The organism is Nocardia sp. NPDC004123, assembly GCF_053603795.1.
Window position 1 is genome coordinate 393,438 of the sequence record NZ_JBSGGG010000002.1, and the last position, 19,820, is coordinate 413,257.

At 71.8% G+C, this 19,820-nt stretch carries 4 protein-coding genes and 1 pseudogene; 1 reads left to right on the plus strand and 4 read right to left on the minus strand.

Annotation, left to right across the window (positions count from 1 at the left end; all coding sequences use genetic code 11):
* Positions 1–13: 13 nt before the first annotated feature.
* Complete coding sequence (locus tag ACWEQQ_RS04130; RefSeq protein WP_452343516.1) at positions 14–1,264, minus strand: TetR/AcrR family transcriptional regulator; 1,251 nt, start codon at positions 1,262–1,264, stop codon at positions 14–16.
* Between the two features lie 129 nt (positions 1,265–1,393).
* Between ACWEQQ_RS04130 and ACWEQQ_RS04135 the strand changes: the two genes are divergently transcribed.
* Entirely contained in the window at positions 1,394–2,188 is a 795-nt protein-coding gene (locus ACWEQQ_RS04135) for an enoyl-CoA hydratase-related protein (protein ID WP_452343517.1), read from the plus strand.
* 9 nt (positions 2,189–2,197) lie between these two features.
* On the opposite strand, the gene ACWEQQ_RS04140 is transcribed toward ACWEQQ_RS04135, so the two are convergent.
* The 3 genes and pseudogenes from ACWEQQ_RS04140 to ACWEQQ_RS04150 form a co-directional block, all read right to left on the minus strand.
* Positions 2,198–3,448 (minus strand): Nramp family divalent metal transporter, encoded by a 1,251-nt coding sequence (locus ACWEQQ_RS04140; protein WP_452347049.1) that lies wholly within the window; start codon positions 3,446–3,448, stop codon positions 2,198–2,200.
* A gap of 131 nt (positions 3,449–3,579) precedes the next feature.
* Positions 3,580–4,572, minus strand: coding sequence for an alpha/beta hydrolase (locus tag ACWEQQ_RS04145; protein ID WP_452343525.1), 993 nt, complete (start codon positions 4,570–4,572; stop codon positions 3,580–3,582).
* A 417-nt stretch (positions 4,573–4,989) separates the two neighbouring features.
* Positions 4,990–19,605: pseudogene (locus tag ACWEQQ_RS04150) on the minus strand (amino acid adenylation domain-containing protein); the annotation flags it as partial.
* Between the last annotated feature and the right edge of the window lie 215 nt (positions 19,606–19,820).

Consider the following 19,820-nt stretch of genomic DNA (forward strand, 5'->3'; position numbering starts at 1 on the left):
CTGCCGCCGGAGACTATTCGGCGGCGGGCACGCCCAGCAGCACCGCGCGCATGAGCGCGCTCACCCGGGCCAGGTTCTCGGGACGCCCGTCGAAGCGGATGCGCCGGCCCACATCGATGACCTGGGCGATGGCCGCGTGCACCCGGAAGCGCGCCTCGACCTGGTCGCCCTCGAGCAGGTTGGCCCATTCGAGCACGTTCTGCCGCTGCACCGAGCGCAGCCGATGCTGTTCGGAGGCGGGCAGATTCGAGAATTCGGAGAAGTAGACCGGCAGGATCTCGGGCATGGCGAAGGTCATGCGGGAGAACCGGTCGGCGATCCGCACGGCCGCGTCGGCGCGGCTGATGGCCTCGGCCAGCGCCTCGTTGTTGCCGATGGCGACCCGTTCGCCGGTGCGGTGGAAGGCGGCGGCCAGCAGGTCGGCCTTGCTGGCGAAGTAGCGGTAGACGCTGGAGGCATTGATGCCGGCGGCGGCGCCGATCTCCTCGATGCTGGCCTCGTGGTAGCCCTGCCGTCCGAAGATGCGGATGGCCTCGGTGAGCAGCTGCTCGCGCTTGGAGATGACGGGCAGGCCGCGCACCAGCGGGTCGCCGGTGGCCGGGGCGGGCGCGGGCGGCAGGTCGCAGCGCAGCAGGTCCCAGCAGATCTCGGTGATCAGGTTGACCAGGCGGGTGGTGGACAGCGCGGTGCGGTGCGCGGTGATGGAGCCGATGGCGCTCAGTACCGCGGCCGCGCGCAGCTCGATGTCGGCGGTGTCCGCGTCGGGGTACAGCTCGGCGATGGCGGCGGCGAGGGTGGCGCGCAGTTCGTTGTAGATGACGCGGATGCGGTCGCGGTCCGCGCGTTCCAGGTAGCGGCGCTCCCACCGGTACAGCCCGCCCTCGCGGCGCACGTCGATGGTGTACTCGGCGATGCCGCGGATCAGCGCGGTGAGTCGCGGTTCCGGTTCCAGCTCGGGATGGTCGGCGGCCTTGGCGGCATCCAGCAATTGCTGTGCGCCCATTTCCGCGGCGGCCACCAGCAGCGCGTATTTATTGGTGAAGTGGCGGTACAGTGCCGGACCGGAGATGCCGACCTCGGCCGCGATCTCGTCCACCCCGACCGGGTGGTAGCCGCGTTCGGCGAACGCCCGGGCCGCTACCCGCACGATTTGGGCTTTGCGATTCTTGGGGCGGCGGCGGGGACCGGGTTCGCTGTCGGATGGCCCGGAGCTACTGTCCGGTCGCGCGGAAGCGAGGGTTGCCTCGCTGCGATCGGCGACCATACAGTTTCTCCTTCTCGACGAACACCGGCTGTTGACAGTGCCGGACGAACCCCCCTAAGTTAACCACAATTCGCAAAGCCGAACACAGTCTGCGGCATCGCTGCCGCATATATATCTGGGGAGCGCCCGATGACGAACATCGCGACCACGCCGGGGTACACAGCGGTTCAGGACGGGCGGGTACTGCGTATCACCATCACCAATCCCAAGCGTAAGAACGCGCTCAGCTACGACACCATGGCCGGTTTGGGCGATACCGTGCTCGCGGCTTCGCAGGATCCGGCCGTGCGGGTCATCGTACTGACCGGAGCGGGCGGCGACTTCTGCACCGGCGCGGATCTGGCCGCCGCCCCGGGCGAGAAGGAACGCGGCATCACGCCCGAGATGACCATGGACGTGGCCAACCGGATGATCAAAGCGATCGTCGACTCCCCCGTTCCGGTGGTCGCCCGGGTCAAGGGCGCGGCGGCCGGGGTGGGCGTGGCCTTCGCGCTGGCCGCCGATCTGGCCTACGCGTCCGAGGACGCCTACCTGCTGCTGGCCTTCATCAATATCGGCCTGATGCCCGACGGCGGCGCGGCGGCCCTGGTGGCGGCCGCGGCCGGTCGCCCGCTGGCCGCGGAGATGGCACTGCTCGGCGAGCGGCTCCCGGCGCGAAAGGCCGTGGAGCACGGCCTGATCGTGGGCGTGTACGGCGACGAGGAGCTCGACGCCAAGCTGGAGGCGGTCGTTGCCAAGCTCGCGCACGGCCCGCGCCGCGCCCTGGAGCTCACCAAGCGCGCCCTCAATGCGGCGGCGCTGACCTCGCTCGACGCCGCCCTGGCCGCCGAGAAGGCCGGCCAGTGCGAACTGCTCGGCTCGGCCGATTTCGCCGAGGGCGCGGCCGCCATGCTGCAGAAGCGCCGGGCGGTCTTCGCCGAATAGCGTGGCGCGTCAGCCCTTTCCGGCGACGGTCAGGTAGATCAGCACCACGTTCAGGGCGGTGATGACCGCGGCCACCAGCCAGGCCAGGCCGGTGGTGACGCGGTGGTTGACGTTCGCGCCCATGAGCCCGGCATCGCTGGTGAGGCGCACCAGCGGGACGAGCGCGAACGGAATGCCGAACGACAGCACCACCTGCGAAATGATCAGGGCGCGAGTGGGATCGACGCCCAGCGCGAGCACCACCAGGGCGGGAATCAGCGTGATCACGCGGCGCACGGCCAGGGGAATGTGCCGGTCCAGCAGGCCCTGCATGATCATGGCCCCCGCATAGGCCCCTACCGACGTGGACGCCAGGCCCGAGGCGAGCAGGCCGACCGCGAGCAACAGCCCCGCCGCCGGGCCGAGCACCTGCTGGACCGCGGCGTGCGCGCCCTCGATGGTGTCCACCCCGTCGCGGCCGCGCAGCGTGCTGGCCGCCATCAGCAGCATAGCCAGGTTCACCGTGCCCGCCAGCAGCATGGCCAGGCCGACGTCGTACCGGGTGACGCGCAGCAACCGGTTTCGTGAGGCGCCCACCTCCGGATGCCCGTGCCGGTCGCGGGCCATGCCGGAGTGCAGGTAGACCACGTGCGGCATGACGGTCGCACCGATCATGGCCGCGGCCAGCAGCACGCTGCCGGAGCCGTCGAAGCGGGGCACCAGGCCGCCCACGGCTTCCGAGGCCGACGGCGGCGAGAACACCAGGGAGGCAAGGAATCCGATCGCGATGATGCCGAGCAGGCCGATGATGACGCGCTCGAAGGGCTGCTGCCCGCGGAGATTCTGGATCAGCAGCAGGATCATCGACACGATGCCGGTGATGATGCCGCCGATCATGAGCGGCAGTCCGAACAGCAGGTTCAGCGCGATCGCCCCGCCCACCACCTCGGCGAGATCGGTGGCCACCGCCACGGTCTCGGCCTGCGCCCAGTACGCGAGCCGCACCGGACGGCCGGACTTCTCCCGCACCACCTCCGGCAGCGACTTGCCGGTCACCAGGCCGAGTTTCGCGGACAGGAACTGGACCAGCCCGGCCATCACATTGGCCATGACCACCACCCACACCAGCAGGTAGCCGTACTGCGCGCCGGCGCTGATGTTCGAGGCGACATTGCCCGGATCGACGTACGCGATGGCGGCGACGAAGGCCGGGCCGAGTAGCACCGCGGCCGACCGCGCTCGCTGGAACGGGCTGCGCTGATAGGCCAGGCTGGTACTCACACACCGAGTTTACGGGTACCCGAACTTTTTGTTTAGCCCCTCCTGCCAAGCTGTGACCACAGCCATAACGCGCAACAGCCCGGCACCGTGCCGGTGCCGGGCTGTCTTGCGTTGTCCGCGTGGACTTTCGGTCAGATACCGAGGCCCTGGGCGAGGACCGGCCACGAGTTGATGAACTCGTCGTTCCAGTAGCCCCACGAGTGGGTGCCGGTGGCCCGGAAGTTGTAGGTGGCCGGGATGCCCAGCGAGTTCAGCTTGTTCGCCAGGTTGTGGCTGCAGAAGTTGGTGCCGGCCTCGATCACGCCACCGATGATGATCTGGTTGGCCAGGCCGTAGGCGCCGGGCAGCGCGTACTGGCCGTTGAGGGTGTCGTACACGCCGGGCAGACCGCTACCGGAGGAGATGTAGAGGTTGATGCCGCGCAGCTTTTCGGCGTTGATGACCGGATCGTGCTGGGCCCACTCGGGCGAATCCGCCGGGCCGTACATGTTCTCGAGCTTGCCGCCGCCCCAGGTCTCGACGGTCAGGCGCATGAACTCCTGGCCCTGCGGGTCGGCCATCTGGGCGCAGCCGGAGTAGGCGGCGACGGACTTGTACAGGTCCGGCTTGGCCTCGGCCAGCGTGAGCACGGTGGTGCCGGAGGTGGAGATGCCGGCGATGGCGTTGACGCCGTTGGTGCCGAGGGCGGCGTCGATCAGCGGGGGCAGTTCCTCGCTGAAGAAGGTGGTCCACTTGTTGCGGCCGAGGACCGGATCGTCGTTGTCCCAGTCCTGGTAGTAGGACCACTTGCCGCCGATGGGCTGCACGACATTGACGTTCTTGTCGCCCAGGAAGCCGTTGACGATATTGGTCTTCTTGACCCAGGAGGCGTCGTCCTGACCGCCGCCCGCGCCATTGAGCAGGTACAGGGTCGGGCGCGGCACCGAGGTGTCCGCGGGCCGCTGCACGTCGACCGGGTAGGTGGCGCCCATGGCCGCGGAGTAGACGTAGAGCCGGATGTTCCGGTCGTCCTTCATCTCGGCCTTGGTGATCTTCGAACCATCCGCCGAGACCGGATCGGCCAGCAGCTTCTTGCCGTCGATGATCGGGTCAGCGGAGGCGGTGCCGCCACCGACGCCGGTCATCAGACCGGTGAGAACCGCTGTGGCAGCAAGGAAGGCCGCGGCTCGCAGCCCGCGCCGCCCGTTCCGGACATGTCGACGAATCAATGTTTCGCACCTTCATCTCGTGTCGAATTCAGCTGATACTACGGGTCGGTCACACCGCGGGCGTCAGCGCCCGTGCTCGGCGAGTCCACCCAGCGCCTGGACCCAGCCCTCCACCAGTTGCTTGACCTGGTCCAGGCCGAGCACCGTGCCCACGAAATCGAAGCGGGCGATCAGGCCGTCCTGGCTGGTGTCCACGGTGACGTCCAGGTACAGGTCGTCGGCGACCGGTTCCGGGTAGACCCGGGCCGGGCGCAGGTCACGGTAGCGGAAGCCGATGCGGCCCACCGGGAGTACGGCGATCTCCGCCACCGTCTCCGGGTTCAGGTGCCGCAGCAGCCCGAAACCGACTCCCTGCGAGGGTACTTCGCGGGTCCGGTCGCGGATCTGCTCGATCACCGCGCCCGCGGTCGGGCCGCCGGCCCGCACCTCGGTGAGGTCGACGCCGTCCAGGCGCAGCGGGAACGGGTAGGTGGTGCTGAACGCGCCGACCGTCCGCACCCCGGCCGGATCGCCGGGGGTGCGGCCGTCGGCGATCAGCCGCACCACCGAACCCAGTGTGTCGCGCAGGGTTTCGGCAGCCGGGTCGAGCAGGGTGGCGGCCAGGGCGGCCAGCAGCACGTCGTCGATGCTGGCGCCGTAGCGGCGCGCCACGCCGTCGACGGCCGCCGCGCCCTCGCCGGTGATGGACACCGAGACCCGGCCGCGGGCGCCGGAATCGGCGTCGCCGAGCACCAACTCCGGCGACACGCCCTCCGCGACGTCGGCGAGCTGGCCGCGCCACCAGTCCAATTCGTCGATGGTATCGGCGTCCACGGCGCGTTCGGCCAGCGCGCGGGCGATGCCGAGCGGGTGGGCGTCCGCGCTGTGCGGGGTGGCGTGGCCGCCGGACCAGGAGGCGGTGAGGTCCTCGATGACGGTGCGCCAGGAGGCGTCGTCCACGACCAGGCCATTGGCGACCACGACGAGCACGGCGGCGGGCCGGTCCTGCGGGTCCTCCGCCGGGTCGGTCGCCGCGTTCTCCACCAGCACGAAGCGCATGTTGTACCCCTTCTCGGGGTCCAATTCGGCGGCGGCGGCGTGGATCACGGCCTCGATGGGGTCACCGACGGCCTCCAGGTTGGGGTCGATCTGCCAGACCACCGCGGCGCCGCGCGGCTGGGCCGCCGGGATGTCGAGCGCCACCGCGTCGCCATTGCGGCGCAGTCGCGCCCACAGGCCCGGATGCCGGTCCAGCAGTCCGGCGACCGAGCGGCGCACCCGGGTGCCGGAGATGCCGGCGGCGATATCGAGGGTGATGGCCCGGACCCAGACCCCGGACGGCTCCACCTCGAGCAGGCCCATGGCGCCCGCGGGCAGCGGCGAAACCTCGCCCACCGCACTGAGTCTCGGCCCCATGACCGGGTTCTTGACAGCCACGCGCGGCGGCGCGGCCGGTGCGGTCTCCTCGGGTGCGGCCGTCGCGTCCCTCTCCGGCGTGACGGCGGTGACGGCGGCGGCCGGGCGCACCGGCTCGGGCTCGGCAACCGGCCGGAACGCGATATCGGGATCCGGCCCGGACTCCCGGACCGATTCGGGTTCGGCGGCCTGTTCCGGATCGCGCAGCCTCACCGACCGCTCGAGGTCCTCGGGCCTGATCACCGGCAGCACCGCGGTGGTGGCCCAGTCGACCTCGAGTTCCTCGGACTGCCCTGCGGCGGACGTGGATTCGTCCGTGGCGGACACCGGCTCGCCGGTCGCGGACACGGCGGCGTCGCGGGTGCCGGTCACGGGCCGGGCGCGCAGGTCCGCGGCGGCGATGACCCGCACGTCCGCGGGGACCGCCGGGGACAGGGCGTCCCGCACCGGTTCGGCGAGGACCAGGTGGGTCACCGCCTCGCGGGTGAGCAGCTCGCTGAGTTCGCCCGGCTCGTAGGCCCGGTGCTGCGCGACCACCAGGGCGGCGGCAGCGCCGAGCGGCAGCAGCGGTTCCAGCGGCGACAGGCTCGACCCGGCCGCCGCGAGATAGATCGCCCGCGCCTCGCCGTGCAGGCCGAAGGACAGCGTCCGGGTGGCGATCGCATACAGGTCCGCCTGAGCGAGCACCACTTCGCCGGAGCCGTCGGCCGGGCGATCGACCCAGGCCGCGTCGCCGGGCGCGACCGGTGCGCGGCGGTCCGAGTCGGCGACCGGTGCGGGCGAACGGGATTCGACATCCGCGCCGACGCGCGGATCGTCGACCACGAGCCACTCCCCGCCGGCGGCCAGCGGAGGCAGTGCGGCCGCCGCGGCGCTGAGGGTCAGGCCGTGCGTGGTCCGGTTGTCGATCGCACCCGTGTCACCGGTGGCCGGATCCACCGGCAGCACGGTCGCACCGGTTTTGGCGACCGCCCACACCGCGAGGATGAGCGCCACCGAGCGGGGCAGCGCCACGGCCACCCGGGTGCCCGGGCGCGCGCCCTGATCGATGAGAACCCGTGCCAGACGCGAGGATTCGGCATCGAGCTGGGCGTAGGTGAAGGCACGACCGCGGATGATCACCGCCGGGCCGTCCGAATTCGCCTCGACGGCGGCGGCCATGAGCTCGGGCAGGGTGCCCACCGGCTCGGCGGCAGCGGCGGTATCGCCGGCCGGTTCGGTGTCGGCGCGCTCGATGAGGCCGGCCAGCACCGGGCCGATCACGGCGAGGGCTTCCGCGGTGGTCATCAGCTGGTGGGTGCCGGGCACCGGGTGCTCGCCCACGGTCCCGCTGACGTAGGGACGCCAGTCGGCGGACGACTTCGCCTGCGGGACACCGGCGCTCAGGAACTCGGCCCGGAACAGCTCGACGCGGCCGTCGAAATGCCGCGGCCGGTACTGCGATTCAAGCTCGAGGCTGCGCACCGCGCCGCGGTAGATACGGCGCAGGCGGTCCAGGGTGAGGACGCCGAGGTCCGGCGGCACCGCGCCGTGCAGCGCGCTGAGCGCTTCCTCGCTCAGGTTCAGCAGGTCGCCGTCGGGGAAGGCCTCGGGGCCGACGCCGATGGTGGCGAACTCGTCCAGGATCGAGGTCCGGAAGTCGGACTTCGACTCCGGGTAGGAGTCCAGGATGGCGACCAGGTCGACCTGCTGTCCGGCGGCCTGCAGCTCGGTGGCGATGGCGTAGGCCAGGATGCCGCCGAGCGAGTAGCCGAGCACCCGGTAGGGGCCCTCCGGCTGGATGGCGCGCATTTCGGCGGCATAGCGGCGGGCCACATCGGCCAGGTCGGCCGGGTCGTAGTCGGCCTCGGTGAGGGCGGGCGACTGCAGGCCGAGCAGCGGCTGGTCCTCGGGGAGGAAGCGCGCCAGACCGGCGTAGCACCACGACATTCCGGACATGGGCGGGGCGCAGAAGATCGGCGTCCGGGTGCCCGTGGCGCGAATCGGCAGCACGACCTGAAGTCCGGCTTCGGAATTCGAGTCGAAGTCGTGTTCGCCCTCGAGCGCGGCCAGGATCTGCGCGGCGAGTCCGGCCACGGTCGGCGCGGTGAAGAACCACGCCACCCGGACCTCGGCGCCGGTCAGCGTGCGCAGGCGGCTCGCCACCTGGGTGGCCAGCAGCGAGTTGCCGCCGAGGGTGAAGAAGTCGTCGTCCGCGCCGACCCGCTCCAGGCCGAGCACGTCGGCGAAGACCTCCGCCACGGTCTGTTCCAGGGCGGTGGCCGGGGCACGGAAGACGGCCGCCTCGAATTCGGGGTCGGGCAGCGCGGCGCGGTCCAGCTTGCCGTTCACGTTGAACGGCAGGGCGTCGAGGACCACGAAGGCGGCCGGGACCATGTACGACGGCAGCGCCGCCGACAGGGCCGACTTCACCTGCGGCACCTCGATATCCGAGCCGGACGGGACCAGGTAGGCCACCAGCCGGTCGCCGGTCCTGGCGTCGGTCTTGGCGAGCACCGCGGTCTGGGCGATCTCCGGCTGCGCCAGCAGCGCCGCCTCGATCTCGCCGAGCTCGATACGGAAACCACGGATCTTCACCTGGAAGTCGGTGCGGCCCCGGTACTCCAGCTCGCCGGTCGAGTTCCACGCGACCAGGTCACCGGTGCGGTACATGCGCTCGCCGGTCGCGAACGGGTCGGCCACGAAGCGATCCGCGGTCAGATCCGATCGCCCGAAGTAGCCGCGCGCCAATTGCGCACCGGCGAGATACAACTCGCCCGGCACCCCGGCGGGCACCGGCCGCAGCCGGGCGTCGAGCACGTAGACGCGGCTGTTCCATTCCGGCGCGCCGATCGGCACCGAGACGCGGTCGGCGGCGGTGACCTCGTGGTTGGTGATGGACACCGCGGCCTCGGTCGGGCCGTACAGGTTGTACAGGCCCACCGCCGGGAAGGCGGCGCGGAACCGCTGCGCGAGCGTCGCGGGCAGCGCCTCACCGATGGCCAGCACGCGCCGCAGCGCGCCCAGTCCGACGGCCGAATTCGATTCGGCCAACAGCGCGTCCAGCATGGACGGCACCGTGTGCAGCACGGTCACGGCCGTGCGGGCCATGAGCGCGTTCAGGTACACGGGGTCGCGGTGGCCGTCGGGCTCGGCGATGACCAGGCGGCCGCCCGAGACGGCGGCGGACCAGAATTCCCACACCGACAGGTCGAAGGTGGACGCCGTCTTCAGCAGTACCGCGTCGTCGACACCGAGATCGAATTCCGCTGTCTTCCACCGCAACTGGTTGACGATCGCCGCGTGCGGCACGGCCACGCCCTTGGGGCGGCCGGTCGATCCCGAGGTGAAGATGACGTAGGCGGTGTTCGCCGGCCGCAGGGGCGCGACCCGCTCGGCGTCGGTGATCGGCCCGGCCGCAACCGAATCCGCCGCCAGCTCGTCCATGCGGACCATCGGTGCGAGACCGGTCACGAAGCCGGTCGCGCTGGTGGTGAGGACGCACACCGGCGCCGCCGATTCCAGGATGTGGCCGGTGCGCTCGGCGGGCTGATCCGGATCGACGGGCACGTACGCGCCGCCCGCCGCGGTGACCGCGTACATGGCCACCACCAGGTCGGTCGAGCGCCGCAGGGCCAGCGCCACCCGGGACTCGGGGCCGACGCCCAGCGAGATCAGGTGGCGTGCCAGGCGGTTGACCCGCTGTGCGAGTTCGGCGTAGGTCAGCTCGCCCTCGCCGTCGGCGACCAGGGCGGTCCGCCCGGCGTGGGCGCTCGCGGTCCGGTCGAGCAGGGACGCCAGCGTGGCGCGGGTGTCGACCTCGTGCCGGGTGTCGTTCCAGCCCTGCAGGATTCGGGCCCGCTCCGCGGTGGCGAGCAGCTCCACCTCGCCCACGGGGGTGGCCGGTTCGGCCACCACACTGGTCAGCAGCCGCACGAAGCGCTCGGCGAACCCTGCGACGGTGGCCTGGTCGAACAGGGCGGTCGCGTAGGTGAAGTGGCCGAGAATGCCTGCGGGCTCACCGGTTTCGCTGTAGCGGTCGGCGGCGATCAGGTGCAGGTCGAACTGCGACAGCTCGGTGTCGATGTCGAGGCCCGCGACGGTCAGCTCCGGCAGTTCCAGACCGGCCTGGCTGTGGTTCTGGAAGGACAGGCCCACCTGGAACAGCGGGTGCCGGGCGGTGGAGCGCACCGGGTTGAGCACCTCCACCAGGCGCTCGAACGGGACATCGGCGTGTGCGAAGGCGGCGAGGTCGGTTTCGCGCTGCCGCGCCAGCAGTTCGGTGAAGCTCGCGCCCGCGTCCACCCGGGTGCGGAAGACCAGGGTGTTGACGAACATGCCGATCAGGTCGTCGAGCACCTCCTCGCCGCGGCCCGCGATCGGGGTGCCGATGGCGATGTCGTCGGTGCCCGAGAGCCGGGCCAGCAGCACGGCCAGCGCGGTGTGCACGACCATGAACAGCGTCGCGCCCTCGGCGCGCGCCAGCTCCACCAGCGCGCGGTGGCCGGCGGCGTCGATGCTGAGCTCGACCTTGCCGCCGTGGAAGGACTGCACGGCCGGGCGCGGCCGGTCCGAGGGCAGGTCGAGCTGGTCGGGCAGTCCGGCCAGGGCCTGCTGCCAGTAGCCGATCTGGGCGGCGGCCACCGACTGCGGATCGTGCTCGTCGCCCAGCAGTTCGCGCTGCCAGATGGCGTAGTCGGCGTACTGCACCGGCAGCGGCTGCCAGGCCGGTTCCAGATCCATGGACCGGGCGGCGTAGGCCACCATGAGGTCCCGGGTCAGCGGGGTCACCGACGAGCCGTCGCCGGAGATGTGGTGGATCACCAGGGCCAGCACGTATTCGCCCGGGGCGTCGGTGATCTCGAACAGCGCGATGCGCAGCGGCACCTCGGTGGTGACGTCGAACAGGTGCGAGGCCACCGCGAGCACCGCGCCCGGAACCTCGCCGGAGGCGACGGCGCGGACCTCGAGGACGGGCGTCGCCTGCGCGACCGGCAGCACCACCTGCACGGGGCCGTTGTCGGTCTCGGGGTAGATGGTGCGCAGGATCTCGTGGCGCGCAACCACATCCGCGACGGCCGCGCGCAGCGCAGCCACGTCCAGGGCGCCGGTGAGCCGGACCGCGGCGGGGATGTTGTAGGCGGCGGACTCGGTGTCGAAGCGGTTGAGGAACCACATGCGCTGCTGCGCCGGGGACAGCGGAATGCGCTCCGGGCGCGGACCGGCCACCAGGGCGCGGCGGCCGGTGCCGGTGGCCGATTCGAGGGCGGCGGCCAGCGCCGCCACCAACGGCGCGTCGAAGAGGATGCGGACCGGGACGCGGGTGTCGAGGGCCGCGCCGAGGCGGGCCACCACCTGGGTGGCGACCAGGGAGTTGCCGCCGAGGGCGAAGAAGTCGTCGTCGCGGCCGACCGGGTGGCCGAGGCCGAGGGTCTCGGCGAAGACGGTGGCGACGGTCTGCTCGACCGGGGAGACCGGGGCGCGGAACTCGCGGGCCTCGAATTCCGGTGCGGGCAGCGCCTTCCGGTCCAGCTTGCCGTTGGCATTGACCGGCATGGCGTCCAGCACCACCAGGGCGGCGGGCACCATATAGGACGGCAGCCGGGCGGCCAGGTGCGCCTTCAGCGCTGTGCTCAATTTGCCTCCGCTGCGCTCCGGCGGGTTCGCGGCGCTGAAGTCTCGTTCTTCCCTCCTCCGCTCCTCCGCTTCGCTCCCCCGCTCCAAGCGCGGGGAGGCGGAGCGCAGTCCAGAACGAGACGCGCCGCGAACCTGTGTGTTCGACCTCTCGGGGACCACGTAGGCCACGAGCTGGTCGCCGAGGTCCGAGTCGGAACGCATGACGACGACGGCCTGGTCCACGGAGGCGTGCGAGGTGAGGGCGGCCTCGATCTCGCCGAGCTCGATGCGCAGGCCGCGCAACTTCACCTGGAAGTCGGTGCGGCCCAGGTAGACCAGGTCGCCGTCGCCGTTCCACCGGACCAGGTCGCCGGTGCGGTACAGGCGCTCGCCCCGCGCTCCACCTCCCTGCGCTTGGAAGGGGCTGGCCACGAACCGATCCGCGGTCAGGTCGGCGCGGCCGACGTAACCGCGGGCCAGCTGCGCGCCCGCCAGGTAGAGCTCACCCACCAGGCCGGGGGCGACCGGGTGCAGGCGTGAGTCCAGCACGTAGGCGCGGGCGTTCCAGACCGGGCCGCCGATCGGCACAGCGCCGGAGACGTCGCCGGCGACCGGCGCGTAGGTGGCGTGCACGGTGAATTCGGTGGGGCCGTACAGGTTGTGCAGCTCCGCCGGGCTGATCGCACGGAAGGCGTCGACCGCGTCGGAGGTGAAGGCCTCACCGGCCACCAGCAGCGCCCGCAGCGATGTCAGCAGCGCGGGATCGGCGGCCGCCGAGAAGGCGCGCAGCATGGACGGCACGAACGAGGTGAGGGTGACCCGTTCGGCGGCGATGACATCGGCCAGGTACAGCGGGTCGCGGTGCCCGTCGGGCGTGGCCACGACCATACGGCCGCCGGTGGCCAAGGGGCCGAACAGTTCCCACACCGACACGTCGAAGGTGGCCGGGGTCTTGAACAGCACGATGTCGTCGCCGTCGAGCGCGTATTCGGCGGTGATCCAGCGGATCTGGTTCACGGCGGCGGCGTGCGGCACGGCCACGCCCTTGGGGCGGCCGGTGGAGCCGGAGGTGAAGATGACGTACGCGGTGTTCTCCGCGCGCAGCGACGCACGGCGTTCCACGTCGATGACCGGATGATCGGCGTAGCCCGCGAGGATGGCGGTGTCGATCTCGAGCACCGGGTGCGCGCCCGCGTCGAAGGCGTCGCGGGAGGTGGTGAGCACGCACACCGGTTCGGCGGTGTCGAGCACGTGCGCGATGCGCTCGGCGGGCTGGTCCGGGTCCAGCGGCACGTACGCGCCACCCGCGGCCAGCACGGCGTAGACGGCCGTCACGAAGTCCAGCGAGCGCCGGATGTGTAGGGCCACCAGCGATTCCGGTCCGACGCCCGCGGCGATGAGGCGCCGGGCCAGGCGGTGGACGCGGGCCGAGAACTCGGCGTAGGTGAGCTGCTCGCCGTCATGGACCAGGGCGATGGCCTCGGGGGTGCGCAGCGCCTGGGTCTCGAACAGCGACACCAGGGTCGCGGTGGCCGCGCGGGGCATCCCGGCCGCGACGTCGACGGCGGTGGCGTTCCAGTCCGACAGCACCCGCTGCCGTTCGTCCACGGCCAGCAGGTCGAAGTCGCCGACGGCCCGCTCCGGGTGGGTGGCCACCGCGACCAGGGTGCGGCGCAGCCGCTCGGCCAGCCGATCCAGGGATTCCGGATCGAACAGGTCGGTGGCGTAGGTGAACGCGGCCGAAATGCCCTGCGCCACACCGTCGGCGGTGATCCGCTCGACGAGTGTCAGGTCCAGGTCGAACTTGGCGACCGGCACGGTCAGGTCGACGTCGGAGACGGTGACGCCGGGCAGTTCGAATACGGCCGGGGTCATGTTCTGCACGGTCAGCGACACCTGGAACAGCGGGTGCCGGGCCTGCGAGCGCGGCGGATCCAGCAGCTCCACAATGCGTTCGAACGGCGCGTCGGCGTGCTCGAAGGCGGCCAGGTCGGTCTGCCGCACGGCGGCGAGCAGTTCGGCGAAGCTGGCGTTGGGGTCGACCTCGGTGCGCAGCACCAGGGTGTTGACGAACATGCCGATCAGGTTGTCCAGCTCGGCCTCGCCGCGGCCCGCGATGGGCGCGCCGATGGCGATGTCGGAGGTGCCGGACACCCGCGCCAGCAGCACCGCGAAGGCGGCGTGCAACACCATGAACAGCGTCGTATTGTGCTGCTGCGCAACCCGGTTCAGGGCGCCGTGCACGTGCGGGTCGATATCGAAGGCGTGCACCGCGCCGCGCCCGGAGGCCACCACCGGCCGGGGCCGGTCGGTGGGCAGCTCCAGCTGATCGGGCAGTCCGGTCAGGGCGGCGCGCCAGTAGTCGAACTGGCGGGCCAGCAGCGAGCCGGAATCGTGTTCGTCGCCGAGGCTTTCGCGCTGCCACAGCGCGTAGTCGGCGTATTGCACCGGCAGCGGCGTCCAGGACGGTTCCTGCCCCTGCATGCGGCCGAAGTAGGCGGTCATCAGGTCGCGGGTGAGCGGGCCGCCGGAGAAGCCGTCGCCGGCGATGTGGTGGACCACACAGACCAGCACGTGGTCCTCGGCATCCAGGCGCAGCAGCCGCAGCCGCAGCGGCGGGGCGGCGGTCACGTCGAAGGGCGCGAAGGCGGCCTCCGAGACCACCTGCGCCACCTCGGCTTCGGTGACCGGGACGACCGGCAGCGAGGGCATGGCGTCGGGCTCGTGGACGTCCAGGATCACCTGGTGGCCGACGCCCTCGTGCTCGGGATAGTAGGTGCGCAGCACCTCGTGCCGGGCGACCAGGTCGGCCACGGCGTCGCGGAGCGCGGGCACGTCGAGCGGGCCGGTGACGCGCAGCGCGATGGGCAGGTTGTAGGTGGCGGCGTCGGTGTCGAGGCGGTTGAGGAACCACATGCGCTGCTGCGCGTAGGACAGCGGCACCAGCTCCGGCCGCGGCATCGGTCGCAGCGGCGCGACGGCCGAATCATCCAGTGCGCCCAGCGAATTCGCGAGTTCGGCGACGGTGGGCGCCTCGAACAGGGCGCGCACCGGCACCCGGGTGCCGACCGCGGCGCCCAGCCGCGCCACCACCCGGGTGGCGTTCAGCGAGTTGCCGCCCAGCTCGAAGAAGTCGTCGTCCGCGCCCACCCGGTCCAGGTGCAGCACGGTCGCGAACACCTCGGCCACCGTGCGCTCGGCGGCGGTGGCGGGCTCGCGGTATTCGCGAGCCTGGAACTGCGGCACCGGCAGCGCCTTGCGGTCCAGCTTGCCGGAGGCGTTGAGCGGCATGGCGTCCAGCCGCACCACGGCGGAGGGCACCATGTAGGACGGCACGGATTCACGGGTGTGCGAGAGCAGTTCGGCGTCGGTGACCTGCGCGCCGTCCTCGAGCACCAGGTACGCGACGAGGCGGTCGCCGCTCGCGCCGCGCACCAGCGAGACCGCGGCCCGGTGCACGGCCGGGTGGCCGAGCAGCACGGTCTCGATCTCACCCAGCTCGATGCGCTGGCCGCGCAGCTTGACCTGGAAGTCGCTGCGGCCCAGGTACTCCAGGGCATGCGAGGCGCCGGCCGCGGGTTCGGCACCGCCGACGTGGATCCAGCGGACCACGTCACCGGTGCGGTAGAGCCGCTGCCCGTCCTCGTGGGCGACGAAGCGTTCGGCGGTGAGCGCGGGCGCGCCGAGGTAGCCGCGCGCCAATTGCACGCCGGCGACATAGAGTTCACCGGCCGCGCCGAAGGGCACCGGCCGCAGCTGCCGATCCAGCACCAGCACCCGGGTGTTGGCGACGGGGCTGCCGATCGGCACGGCGACGCCGTGGGTGCGCTCGGCCGGGTGCGCGGTGACCACGGTGGCCTCGGCCGGGCCGTACCAGTTCACCAGCTCGGTATCCGGCAGCGCGGCAGCGAATTTCGTGGCGCTCTCCGCCGTGAGGGCCTCACCGGCGGCGAACACCCAGCGCAGCGAGGGGTGCCGCCGGGCCGCGCCGTCGAGGTAGGCGTCGAGCATGGACGGCACGAAATGCACGGAGGTGACGGCGTATTCGTCGATCGTGCGCGCGATGTAGGCCGGGTCGCGGTGCCCGTCCGGTTCGGCCACCACCACGGCCGCGCCGGTCTGCAACGGCCAGAACAGCTCCCAGGTGGAGATGTCGAAGGTGATGGGCGTCTTGTGCAGCACCACGTCGCCCGCGCGGTGCGGGTAGGTGCGCTGGGCCCAGCGGAACTGGTTGGCCATCTGCCGGTGCGTGATGACCACGCCCTTGGGGCGGCCGGTGGAGCCGGAGGTGTAGATGACGTAGGCGGCATTGTCCGGGCGCACACCCGCGGGGGCGACCTCCACGAACGGATCCGCGCCCGCGAGCGCGTCCACGAAGAACAGCGGTACGCCGGAGGCGGTTTCGAAGTCGTCGGCCGCGCGGGTGAGCACGCACACCGGCGCGGAACCCGCGAGGACGTACTCGTTGCGCTCGGCCGGGTGATCGGGATCCACCGGCACGTACGCGCCGCCGGAGCGCAGCACCGCGTAGACGGCGACCACCAGATCGATGCCGCGCCGCATGGCCACGGCCACCCGGGATTCCGCGCCGACGCCGCGCAGGGTGAGCTCCTGCGCGAGACGGCGGGAGCGGGCGTCCAGCTCGGCGTAGGTCAGGGTGGTGCGGCCGAAGATCACGGCCGGGGCGTCCGGGGTCCGCGCCACCTGCGCGTCGAACAGGGTGAGCAGCGTCGAATCGTCCAGCAGCTCGGGCACTTCGGTGGCATTGACGGCCGCCAGCTCGCGGCGCTCGCCGTCGAGCAGCGCGTCCACCGCGGCCACCCGCGCCCGCGGGTCGGCGGCGATGCGGGACAGCAGCGCCGAAAGCCGGTCCGCGATGGCCTGGGCCGCGTCCGCCTCGAAGAGGTCGCGCAGGTACTTCACGCCGAAGCCGAGGCCCTTGCCGCGCGGCTGCACCATGACGGTGAGCGGGTAGTGGGTGCCGTTCACCGCGGACGCGCCGAGAATGCCCGCGCCGTCGATGGGCGCGGCGGCGTCGTCGAGGGACTCCTCGTCCACCGGGAAGGAGGCGAACACCACGATGGAGTCGAAAAGCCCGTCGACTCCGGCGATCTCCTGGATCTCGCCCAGCCCGACGTAGTGGTGGTCGAGCAGTGCGGCCTGCTCGTCCTGCAGCGCCCGCAGCACCTCGGTGAGCGTGCTGCCCGGTGTCAGCCGCACCCGCACCGGGATGGCGTTGAGGAACAGGCCGATCATGGTCTCGATGCCCGCCAGCTGCGGCGGACGGCCGGACACGGTGGCGCCGAAGACGACATCGTCGCGGTCGGTGCTGCGGCCGATGAGCAGACCCCACGCGGCCTGCACGACGGTATTGAGGGTGACGCCCGCCTCGTGCGCCACCCTGGTGAGCGCGGCGGTGTCGTCCTCGGACAGCTGGAAGGCGACTTCGCCGATGCCCGAGGTGATCTCGCGCGAGGGATCGACGGCCGCGAGCGGTGTCGGCTCGGTGAACCCGTCGAGGGTCTCGCGCCACGCCTCCCGCGCCGCGGCGTGATCGCGCGCGGCCAGCCAGGCCAGGTAGTCGCGGTAGGACCGCACCGCCGGGATCTGCGCCGCGTCGCCGCCGGCCGCGTACAGCAGCAGCATGTCCTGGATGAGCAGCGGCATGGACCAGCCGTCGATGAGGATGTGGTGGCTGGTGACACACACCCGGTACGCTCCACCTCCCTGCGCTTGGTCGGCGGCCGTGCGGTACAGCGCCACGCGCAGCAGCGGCCCGGCGCTCATATCGAAGTGGCGGGCCACGTCGAAGGCCATCAGGCGGTCGGTCTCGGCCAGCGCCTCGGCGGGCACCCGGTCACTGAGATCCAGGTACTGCCAGGGCAGTTCGACCTCGTCGAGGACGACCTGCAGCGGATTGCCCGCGCTGTCCTCGGCGAAGACCACCCGCAGGTTCACGTGCCGGTCCAGCATGGCGCGGGCGGCGGCGTGCACGCGCGCCACGTCGATCTCACCGGCCAGGTCGAGGGCGAACTGGACCATGTAGGCGTCGACGGAGGATTCGGCCAGCCGCGCGTGGAACAGCATGCCGGTCTGCAGCGGGGTGAGCGGCCACACCTCCGACAGGTTCGGGTAGCGCTCGCGCAGCCGCGCCTCGTCGTCGGCGCTCAGCTCGACCAGCGGTCCGGTGGCGAGTTCCTCGGTGGCGGCTTCGGTGTCGACCGGCACCGCGAGCTCGGCCAGCGCGGCCACGGTGCGGGCGGCGAACATCTCCTTGGGCTTGAAGCCCAGACCCCGGGCCCGGGCCCGGGACACGATCTGGATGGCGGTGATGGAATCCACGCCGAGGCTGAAGAAGTCGTCGTCGAGGCCGACCCGGTCCAGGCGCAGCACCTCGGCGATGACCTCGGCCACCGCCTGCTGCGCCGCCGTCTCCGGGGCCCGGTACTCGGTGACCTCGAGCTCCGGCTCCGGCAGCGCGCGGCGGTCCAGCTTGCCCGCGGGCGTCAACGGGATGGTGTCGAGAACGATGATGGCAGCGGGCACCATGTGCGCGGGCAGCGTCCGCTCGGCCAGCTCCGACAGCACCGCGGTGTCCACCGGGAAGCCCGGGGCCGCATGCACATACGAGACCAGCGCGGTGGCGCGGCCGTTCACCTCGTGACCGACGGTGACCGCGAAGTCGACCGACTCGTGCCCGGCGAGCACCGCGTCGATCTCGCCCAGCTCGATGCGCAGGCCGCGGATCTTCACCTGGAAGTCGTTGCGGCCCACATACTCCAGCTCACCGGCGGCATTGGCGCGCACCAGGTCACCGGTGCGGTAGAGCCGGGCGCCCGCGCCCCCGTCGAACGGGTTCGCGACGAAGCGGGCCGCTGTCAGTTCGGGCCGGGCGTGATATCCGCGCGCCAGCAGCGCACCGGCGATGTACAGCTCGCCCGGGGTGCCGACCGGCACCGGCCGCAGCCATTCGTCCAGCACGTACGCGCCGGCGCCGCGAATGGGGGCGCCGATGGTCACCGGCCGGTCCGGGGACAGCGGATCGGAGATATTGGTCGCGATGGTCGCCTCGGTCGGGCCGTAGGCATTGTGGAAGCGGCGCCGACCGGACGGGTCGCCGGACCAGCGGCGCACCAGCTCGGCCGAAATGGCCTCGCCGCCACCGACGATGGCCTCCATGGTGGTGAGCTGATCCGGGTCCAGCGAGGCCAGCACCGACGGCGTGATCAGGCCGTGGGTGACCCGCTCCCGGGCGATCAGGCGGCCCAGTTCGTCACCGCCGTACACCTCGGGCACCGCGACCACCATGGTTGCGGCCGCGCCGATGGCCATCAGCAGTTCCATGATCGAGGCGTCGAAGGACGGGGTGGCGACCTGCAGCACCCGCGACTCCGGCCCGATGCCGAAGCGTTCGCGCATCTCCGCGGTCAGCGCGGCCAGGCCGGTGTGGGTGACCACTACGCCCTTGGGCAGGCCCGTCGACCCCGAGGTGTAGATGGCGTAGGCCGGATGCTCGGCCCGCAGCGGGCGCGCGCGGTCGGCGTTGGTGACCGGTTCGGCCGGATAGCCCTGGGCGGCGGCCGCGATCTCCTCGGTGTCCAGTTCCAGCCAGGGCAGCGTGGTCGGCAGGCCCGAGCGGGTGTCGGCCACGGTCAGGCCCAGTACCGCCCGCGAGTCCGCGATCATGTGCCGCACGCGGTCGGCCGGATAGTTGGGGTCCACGGGGACGAAGCCCGCGCCGGTCTTGGCGACCGCCCACACCGCCACCACCGACTCCAGCGAGCGGCGGATACCGACCGCGACCAGATCCTCCGGGCCGATGCCGCGGGTGATGAGCAGGCGCGCCAGCCGGTTCGAACGCTCGTCGAGTTCGGCGTAGCTCAGCGCGGCCAGGCTGCGGTCGGCGTCGGCGACCGTGACGGCGAGGCCGCCCGGATTGGCCTCGACCGCGGTCGCCAGCAGCTGCGGCAATGTCGGAATGTGGGGTCCACGGCGGGTCCGGGTGGGACGTACGCGAGCCGTGCGGGTCATGCGGCCACCGCCACGAGCTCGATCTTCCGGTCCCCGACCACCCGAATCATGCAGCCTGTCCTCATCCTGTCCGTCATTGCCCATACCGCCGCGTGCACCGACATTGTTCATCGGGCTCACGCAGGCCGCGTTACTCGACCCTG

What these genes read in the sequence shown, in the direction of transcription:
- ACWEQQ_RS04130 (WP_452343516.1), bottom strand. Translation starts at nt 1,264, where the DNA reads ATGGTCGCCGATCGCAGCGAGGCAACCCTCGCTTCCGCGCGACCGGAC.
- ACWEQQ_RS04135 (WP_452343517.1), top strand. Translation starts at nt 1,394, where the DNA reads ATGACGAACATCGCGACCACGCCGGGGTACACAGCGGTTCAGGACGGG.
- ACWEQQ_RS04145 (WP_452343525.1), bottom strand. Translation starts at nt 4,572, where the DNA reads ATGACCGGCGTCGGTGGCGGCACCGCCTCCGCTGACCCGATCATCGAC.